The organism is Streptomyces sp. CB02980 (assembly GCF_014451325.2).
GTDB lineage: Bacteria > Actinomycetota > Actinomycetes > Streptomycetales > Streptomycetaceae > Streptomyces.
Map to the genome: position 1 here is coordinate 1 of NZ_JACSCH020000045.1, position 7,358 is coordinate 7,358.

General features: G+C 69.7%; 9 protein-coding genes. 5 read left to right on the forward strand and 4 right to left on the reverse strand.

The features are described 5' to 3' along the window. Nucleotides 1–3: 3 nt before the first annotated feature. Nucleotides 4–795 (reverse strand): hypothetical protein, encoded by a 792-nt coding sequence (locus E0F75_RS39550; RefSeq protein WP_229315885.1) that lies wholly within the window; start codon nucleotides 793–795, stop codon nucleotides 4–6. Between the two features lie 158 nt (nucleotides 796–953). Here E0F75_RS39550 and E0F75_RS39555 point away from each other — a divergent pair, with 158 nt between their 5' ends. The 4 genes from E0F75_RS39555 to E0F75_RS39570 all read left to right on the forward strand — a co-directional run bounded on the left by E0F75_RS39555 (nucleotide 954) and on the right by E0F75_RS39570 (nucleotide 4,156). After that, nucleotides 954–1,751, forward strand: a complete 798-nt coding sequence (locus E0F75_RS39555; protein ID WP_229315886.1) for an ABC transporter ATP-binding protein — start codon at nucleotides 954–956, stop codon at nucleotides 1,749–1,751. A gap of 75 nt (nucleotides 1,752–1,826) precedes the next feature. Continuing rightward, nucleotides 1,827–2,258: an NfeD family protein gene (locus tag E0F75_RS39560; protein WP_229315887.1), complete on the forward strand. Its 432-nt coding sequence runs from the start codon at nucleotides 1,827–1,829 to the stop codon at nucleotides 2,256–2,258. Between the two features lie 93 nt (nucleotides 2,259–2,351). Next, nucleotides 2,352–3,290 carry an SPFH domain-containing protein gene (locus E0F75_RS39565; protein WP_229315888.1) on the forward strand — a complete coding sequence of 313 codons (939 nt, stop codon included), beginning with the start codon at nucleotides 2,352–2,354 and terminating at the stop codon, nucleotides 3,288–3,290. Nucleotides 3,291–3,382: 92 nt separating this feature from the next. After that, nucleotides 3,383–4,156, forward strand: a complete 774-nt coding sequence (locus E0F75_RS39570; protein ID WP_229315889.1) for a sulfite exporter TauE/SafE family protein — start codon at nucleotides 3,383–3,385, stop codon at nucleotides 4,154–4,156. Between the two features lie 74 nt (nucleotides 4,157–4,230). Here the strand turns inward: E0F75_RS39570 and E0F75_RS39575 are convergent, their stop codons facing one another. The 3 genes from E0F75_RS39575 to E0F75_RS39585 form a co-directional block, all read right to left on the reverse strand. Next, a complete protein-coding gene (locus tag E0F75_RS39575; protein WP_229315890.1) occupies nucleotides 4,231–4,737 on the reverse strand; it encodes an HNH endonuclease in 507 nt (168 codons plus the stop codon). Nucleotides 4,738–4,904: 167 nt separating this feature from the next. Next, complete coding sequence (locus tag E0F75_RS39580) at nucleotides 4,905–5,441, reverse strand: YbhB/YbcL family Raf kinase inhibitor-like protein (RefSeq protein WP_229315891.1); 537 nt, start codon at nucleotides 5,439–5,441, stop codon at nucleotides 4,905–4,907. Between the two features lie 53 nt (nucleotides 5,442–5,494). Continuing rightward, entirely contained in the window at nucleotides 5,495–6,277 is a 783-nt protein-coding gene (locus tag E0F75_RS39585; protein ID WP_229315892.1) for a sporulation protein, read from the reverse strand. Between the two features lie 88 nt (nucleotides 6,278–6,365). Here E0F75_RS39585 and E0F75_RS39590 point away from each other — a divergent pair, with 88 nt between their 5' ends. Then, entirely contained in the window at nucleotides 6,366–7,028 is a 663-nt protein-coding gene (locus tag E0F75_RS39590; RefSeq protein WP_229315893.1) for a DNA-3-methyladenine glycosylase, read from the forward strand. The last annotated feature ends 330 nt before the right edge of the window (nucleotides 7,029–7,358 follow it).

Below are 7,358 nucleotides of genomic sequence, written 5' to 3' on the forward strand. Positions count from 1 at the left end.
GGGTCAGAAGCCCTGGTCCCGCTCCCGCTCCTCCACGTACGCGTTGTACGCCGCCACCTGCGCCCGTCGCGCCACCCGCTCCACCGGCCGCAGCGCAGCCCCCCGCGCCGCCATTTCCGAAGCGCTCACCGCGCCCCCGTGTCCGTGGTCGTACGCCAGGTCCACCAGCAGGCCCACCCGCTGCGCCAGCTCCAGGACCCGCACCGCCCGCGGCGGGTAGCCGGGGGCGAGGACCTCCCGGCCCACCTCCGCCCGCGCCCGGTACGCCTCGCGCGCCGCGTCCGCCGCCGGGCCCGAGGCCGCCACGTCCAGCCGGGTCAGGACCGCCGTCGCGTCCCGCAGGGCCTCCGCCAGCTCCCGCTCGGCCTCACCGAGCGACGGCACGTCCGCCGGCGGCGCCTCCCGCACCGCGAGACAGCGCCAGACCACCTCCACATGGACGTCGCCCACCGGCCCCGCCTCCGAGACCTCCGGCACGAGCCCGTACGGCGCGCCGTGGCCCACCACCGCCTCCTCCGCCTCCAACGCGCGCGCGTTGAAGTCCGGCGGCCCGCTCAGCCCCAGCGGATGCCCCGGCGCCGGCAGCGCCACCCGCCACCCGGTCACCCCGAGCCGCCGCAGCCGGCCGAGCGCCAGCGTCAGCCCCACCGGCCGCGCCTCACCCGGCAGCCCCTCCACGCGGTGCACCGCGTCCTCCCCGACAATGGCCAGCGCCGCCTCGTCCGGCGACACCGCCCCGGCCAGCAGGGCATTGCCCCAAGCGGCCAGGCGTCCTGAGCGTGGTTCCGAAAGCATTCCCCAAGACTAGGGGGAGTCCTGGGCCCACCGGGGGACTCATAAGGAAGCCCTAGGGACCGGCCCGCTCCGTCGATAACGTAGGTTTTCCCCTGGACGCCGCGCCCACCGGCGCAAGGCGACGACACGACTCGACCGCAAGGGGAGACAACGCGCTCATGAGCGATGTACTGGAGCTGGTGGACGTATCCGTGGTCCGCGACGGACGGGCTCTGGTGGACGAGGTCTCCTGGTCGGTCAAGGAGGGCGAGCGCTGGGTGATCCTCGGACCCAACGGCGCCGGCAAGACCACCCTTCTGAACATCGCCTCCAGCTACCTCTTCCCCACCAAGGGCACCGCCGACATCCTGGGTGAGCGGCTTGGCGGCGTCGGCACCGACGTGTTCGAGCTCCGTCCCCGCATCGGCATGGCCGGCATCGCCATGGCGGAGAAGCTCCCCAAGCGCCAGACCGTCCTGGAGACCGTCCTCACCGCCGCGTACGGCATGACCGCCACCTGGCACGAGGACTACGACCCGGTCGACGAGCAGCGCGCCAAGGCCTTCCTCGACCGCCTCGGCATGAACGAGTACCTGGACCGGAAGTTCGGCACCCTCTCCGAGGGCGAGCGCAAGCGCACCCTGATCGCCCGCGCGATGATGACCGACCCCGAGCTCCTCCTCCTCGACGAGCCCGCCGCCGGCCTCGACCTCGGCGGCCGCGAGGACCTCGTCCGCCGTCTCGGCCGCCTCGCCCGCGACCCGTACGCCCCCTCCATGATCATGGTCACCCACCACGTCGAGGAGATCGCGCCCGGCTTCACCCACGTCCTGATGATCCGTCAGGGCAAGGTGCTCGCGGCCGGCCCCGTGGAGATGGAGCTGACCTCCCGCAACCTCTCGCACTGCTTCGGCCTGCCGCTCGTCGTCGAGCGCGTCGGCGACCGCTGGACCGCCCACGGCCTGCCCCTGAAGTAGCGGACGAAGCGCCGGCGTCCCGCACAGCCGCCCGCGCCCTGTCCCGGAGGACCCCCACCGCCCTACCATGACCATGTGGACATCGACGCATGGGTCTGGTGGCTGATCGGCGCGGTGGGGCTCGGCATTCCGCTGGTCCTGACCGCGATGCCCGAATTCGGCATGTTCTCCGTCGGAGCGGTGGCGGGGGCGGTGACCGCCGCCCTCGGCTTCGGCATCGTTCCCCAGGTACTCGTCTTCGTCGTCGTCTCGGTCGCGCTGATCGCGGTGGTACGCCCCATCGCCGCCCGCCATCGCGACGACAGGCCCCAACACGTCTCCGGCATCGACGCCCTGAAGGGGCGTCAGGCGGTGGTCCTGGAGCGGGTCGACGCAAGCGGCGGAGGGCGGATCAAACTCGCGGGCGAGATCTGGTCCGCCCGGGCGCTCGACTCCGATCTGACCTTCGAACCGGGCGAGCAGGTCGACGTCGTGGACATCGACGGGGCCACCGCCGTCGTCATGTGACCGAACCTCGCCCATGACATTCCGTCATCTGCGAAACTCGATCATCGAAGGCCACCCGGCAGTCAACCGGCAGCGAAGGGCACGGGGAACACGATGTCAGCAGTCATCATCGTCCTGATCATTCTGGTGGTGCTCGTCTTCATCGCCCTGATCAAGACGATCCAGGTCATTCCGCAGGCGAGCGCGGCGATCGTGGAGCGCTTCGGCCGCTACACCCGCACGCTCAACGCCGGGCTGAACATCGTCGTCCCGTTCATCGACTCGATCCGCAACCGGATCGACCTGCGCGAACAGGTCGTCCCGTTCCCGCCGCAGCCGGTGATCACCCAGGACAACCTCGTCGTCAACATCGACACGGTCATCTACTACCAGGTGACCGACGCGAGGGCCGCGACCTACGAGGTCGCCAGCTACATCCAGGCGATCGAGCAGCTCACCGTCACCACCCTGCGCAACATCATCGGTGGCATGGACCTGGAGCGGACCCTGACCTCCCGCGAGGAGATCAACGCCGCCCTCCGCGGCGTCCTCGACGAGGCCACCGGCAAGTGGGGCATCCGCGTCAACCGCGTCGAGCTCAAGGCGATCGAGCCGCCGACCTCCATCCAGGACTCGATGGAGAAGCAGATGCGCGCCGAGCGCGACAAGCGCGCCGCGATCCTCACCGCCGAGGGCACCCGCCAGTCCGCCATCCTCACCGCGGAGGGCGAGAAGCAGTCCGCGATCCTGCGCGCCGAGGGCGAGTCCAAGGCCGCCGCCCTGCGCGCCGAGGGCGAGGCCCAGGCCGTCCGCACGGTCTTCGAGGCCATCCACGCCGGCGACCCGGACCAGAAGCTGCTCTCGTACCAGTACCTCCAGATGCTCCCGAAGATCGCCGAGGGCGACGCCAACAAGCTCTGGATCGTGCCCAGCGAGATCGGCGACGCCCTCAAGGGCCTCTCGGGCGCCTTCGGCAACAAGGAAGGCAGCGTCCCCGGCTTCAACACCAAGGGCTCCGGGACCGAAAGGCGAGACGAACCCCCGGTTGACTGACACGTACACGTAATTCTCGTGCATGATCGGTGCGAGCCCCTCGACCCGGACGACGTCAGGGCGGGGAGGCGACTCACTGACCATGTAAGGAGATGGCGTTGTCCATCTGGGAAGCCCTGGCAGTCTTCGCCGCCGGCATCGGCGCCGGCACCATCAACACCATCGTCGGATCGGGAACGCTCCTCACGTTCCCGGTCCTTCTCGCGACCGGACTCCCCCCGATCACCGCGAACGTCTCCAACGCCCTCGGCCTCGTCCCCGGCTCCATCAGCGGAGCCATCGGCTACCGGGCCGAACTCAAGGGCCAGAAGCGCCGCATCATCCGCCTCGGCGCCGCCGCCCTCGTCGGCGGCCTGATCGGCGCGATCCTGCTCCTCGCGCTGCCGTCCGACGCCTTCGACGCGATCGTCCCGGTCCTCATCGGCCTCGCCCTCGTCCTGGTCGTCCTCCAGCCCCGCATCGCCGCCGCCGTCAAGCGCCGCCGCGAACAGACCGGCACCGAGGCCCACCCCGACGGCGGCCCCGCCCTCCTCGTCGGCCTCCTCCTCGCCAGCATGTACGGCGGATACTTCGGCGCCGCCCAGGGCGTGCTCTACCTCTCCCTGATGGGCCTGCTGCTCCACGACACCCTGCAGCGGATCAACGCCGTCAAGAACATCCTCGGCGCCCTCGTCAACGGCGTCGCCGCCGTCTTCTTCCTCTTCGTCGCCGAGTTCGACTGGACGGCCGTCCTGCTCATCGCCATCGGCTCCACCATCGGCGGCCAGATCGGCGCCAAGGTCGGCCGCAAGCTGCCGCCCACCGTCCTGCGCGGGGTGATCATCGCCGTCGGCGTCATCGCCATCCTCCAGCTGACGCTCCGTTAGGCCCGTCGGCCGGAACGACGGAAGGGCCCGCCTCCCCACACCGGGGGAGGCGGGCCCTTCCGTACGAGACGGGGTTACGCGACAGCCTTCGCCAGCCACTCCGGCAGCTCCGACCGCTCGCTCGCCCGCATCGCCAGCAGCATCGCGTCCGCGGGCGTCGGCTCGAACGGCTTGAACAGCAGCGGCATCCCCGCCTGCTCCGGCGTCCTGGCGGCCTTGCGGTGGTTGTCCTCGGCGCAGGAGGCGACCGTGTTCAGCCAGCTGTCCCCACCGCCCTGGGCACGCGGCACCACGTGGTCGACGGTCGTCGCCCGCCGCCCGCAGTACGCGCACCGGTGCTGGTCCCGCACCAGCACCCCCCTCCTCGACCACGGTGCCTGTCTTCGGAACGGCACCCGGACGTAGCGGCAGAGCCTGATCACCCGCGGCACCGGAAGATCGACGGCCGCACCTCGGACCCGCAGATCGGGATGGGCGTGCTCGACGACGGCCTTGTCCGTCAGGACAAGCACCACCGCGCGGTTGAGAGAGACCGTCGACAGCGGCTCGAAGCTCGCGTTGAGTACCAGCGTGTCCCGCATTGTGCCCACCTCCCGTGTGCAGGCCCGGCCCCGGAGCGGGGCGGTGGGGCCTGGATCAACGATGGCCGGGCCGGCCGGGGTCGGACAACGCAATATTTCCCGCGCAACAAAAGATGCCCGCTTCTGATCTCTCCAAGACCAGAAGCGGGCAAACAACAAACGAACGATCAGACCGCCGCGGGAGCCGTGTACTCACCGATCAACTGGGCACGCCCCAGCGTGTGGAACCGCAGGTTGAACCCGACCACCGCCGGCGCCACATCACCGTCCGGACCGAGCTTCTCGCTGTCCACCGCGTACACCGTGAACACATAACGGTGCTCTTCCCCCGCCGGGGGAGCGGCACCACCGAAGTCCTTCGAGCCGTAGTCGTTCCGGACGTGCACGGCCCCGGCCGGCAGCCCCTCGAACGACCCCGACCCGGCACCGGCGGGCAGCTCGGTCACCGACACCGGGATGTCGAACAGCACCCAGTGCCAGAACCCGCTGCCCGTCGGGGCGTCCGGGTCGAAGCAGGTGACGGCGAAGCTCTTCGTCTCCGCCGGGAACCCCTCCCAGCGCAGCTGCGGCGAGGTGTTCCCCGCCGCGTACACCTGCGCGTCCTTCAGAACCCCGCCCGGCGCGATGTCGTCGCTCACCACGGTGAACGCCGCCACCGGCGGATGGAAGTCATGCGGGAGCGGCGCCCTCTTGCCCTCGGACACGTCGAAACCTCCGTATCGCCCGTACTGCCTCAGCAGCCTTTACGGGCCCGAGCCTAGAGCCAGTTGCGACGGCCGCCGACCTCGGCGAGCCACTGGTTCAGGTAAGCCGCCCAGTCGGTGGCGTGGAAGTCGTTCAGACCCACCTTGAACGCACGGAACGAGTCACTGCCCTCACCGAACAGACCCGGCTTCTTGTCCATCTCCAGGACGACGTCCATCTCACGGTCGTCCGCGACGAAGCTGACCTCGACCTGGTTCAGCCCCCGGTACTGCTGCGGCGCGAAGAACTCGATCTCCTGGTAGAACGGCAGCTTCTGCCGCGTCCCGCGGATGTGCCCGCGCTCCATGTCCGCGCTCTTGAAGCGGAAGCCCAGCTGGAGGAACGCGTCGAGGATCGCCTGCTGCGCCGGCAGCGGGTGCACGTTGACCGGGTCCAGGTCACCGGAGTCCACCGCGCGCGCGATCTCCAGCTCGGTGGTCACACCGATGTTCATCCCGCGCAGCTGCTGCCCCGAGACCGAGGTCACCGGGGTCTCCCACGGGATCTCCAGACCGAACGGCACCACGTGCACCGCGCCGGCCTTCACCTCGAAGGCACCGCCCAGACGGACCTTGACGAACTCGATGTCCTGCTTCTGCTCCTGGTCGCCGCCCTCGACCTCGACCCGCGCCTGCAGGCCGACGGAGAGCCCCTCGATCTGCTGGTCGACACTGCCGCCCTGGATCCGGACCTCACCCTGGACGACACCGCCCGGAACCACGTTCTCCTCGGTGAGCACCGTCTCCACGGTGGCCCCACCGGCGCCCAGGCTCGCGAGCAGCTTCTTGAATCCCATGACCTTCACTCCTTCTCAGTCCTGACCCCTACATACGCGCGACGACCGTAGTCGGTTCCCCACCGGACCCCCACTACGCTCGTGCGCCATGAGCGAGAGCCCCGACCGTACGCCGCTCCCACGGACCTTCTTCGACCGCCCGGTCCTGGAGGTCGCCCCCGACCTCCTCGGCCGCACACTCGTCCGCCGTTCACCCGAAGGCCTGATGGAACTGCGCCTGACGGAGGTGGAGGCGTACGCCGGCGAGATCGACCCCGGCTCGCACGCCTTCCGGGGCCGCACGGCACGCAATGCCGTCATGTTCGGCCCGCCCGGACACGCGTACGTCTACTTCACCTACGGCATGTGGCACTGCCTCAACCTGGTCTGCGGCCCCGAGGGCCAGGCGAGCGGGGTGCTGCTGCGCGCGGGGGAGATCCTGAAGGGCGCCGACCGGGCCCGCCCCCGCCGCCGCTCGGCCCGCCACGACCGTGAACTGGCCAAGGGGCCGGCCCGCCTGGCCACGGCCCTCGACATCGGCCTCTCCCTGAACGGCACCGACACCTGCGCCGGCCCGGACGCCCCTCTCTCCCTCCTCACCGGTACGCCGCCGGCCCCCGACCACATCCGCAACGGCCCCCGTACGGGAGTCGGCGGCGACGGCGCCCCGCACCCCTGGCGCTTCTGGATCGACAAGGACCCGACCGTGAGTCCGTATCGTCCCCACACGCCCCGAAGGCGCACACTTGACTCAGGACGTCCGACCGCCTAACGTAGCCCGAGCAGCTGGTTACGGGCCTGCTTGTTCGAGCACCCCGCAGCTGCCACCCACTACTCAAGATGACTCCCCAGCAGGGGCTTATTTCGGCATGCCGAAATTCGAATTCGGTTGCTCGATTATGAGTCGCCGAAGAAATCAGCTAATGTAGTGACCACGCCGAAAGGCGAAAGGCAGCCAACAGGCCACCGGATACAAACTCCGAACCGGAAACGGAACGGAAAACGATCTGGTAAGGTTGGAAACACGAAGGGAAGCCCGGAGGAAAGCCCGAGAGGGTGAGTACAAAGGAAGCGTCCGTTCCTTGAGAACTCAACAGCGTGC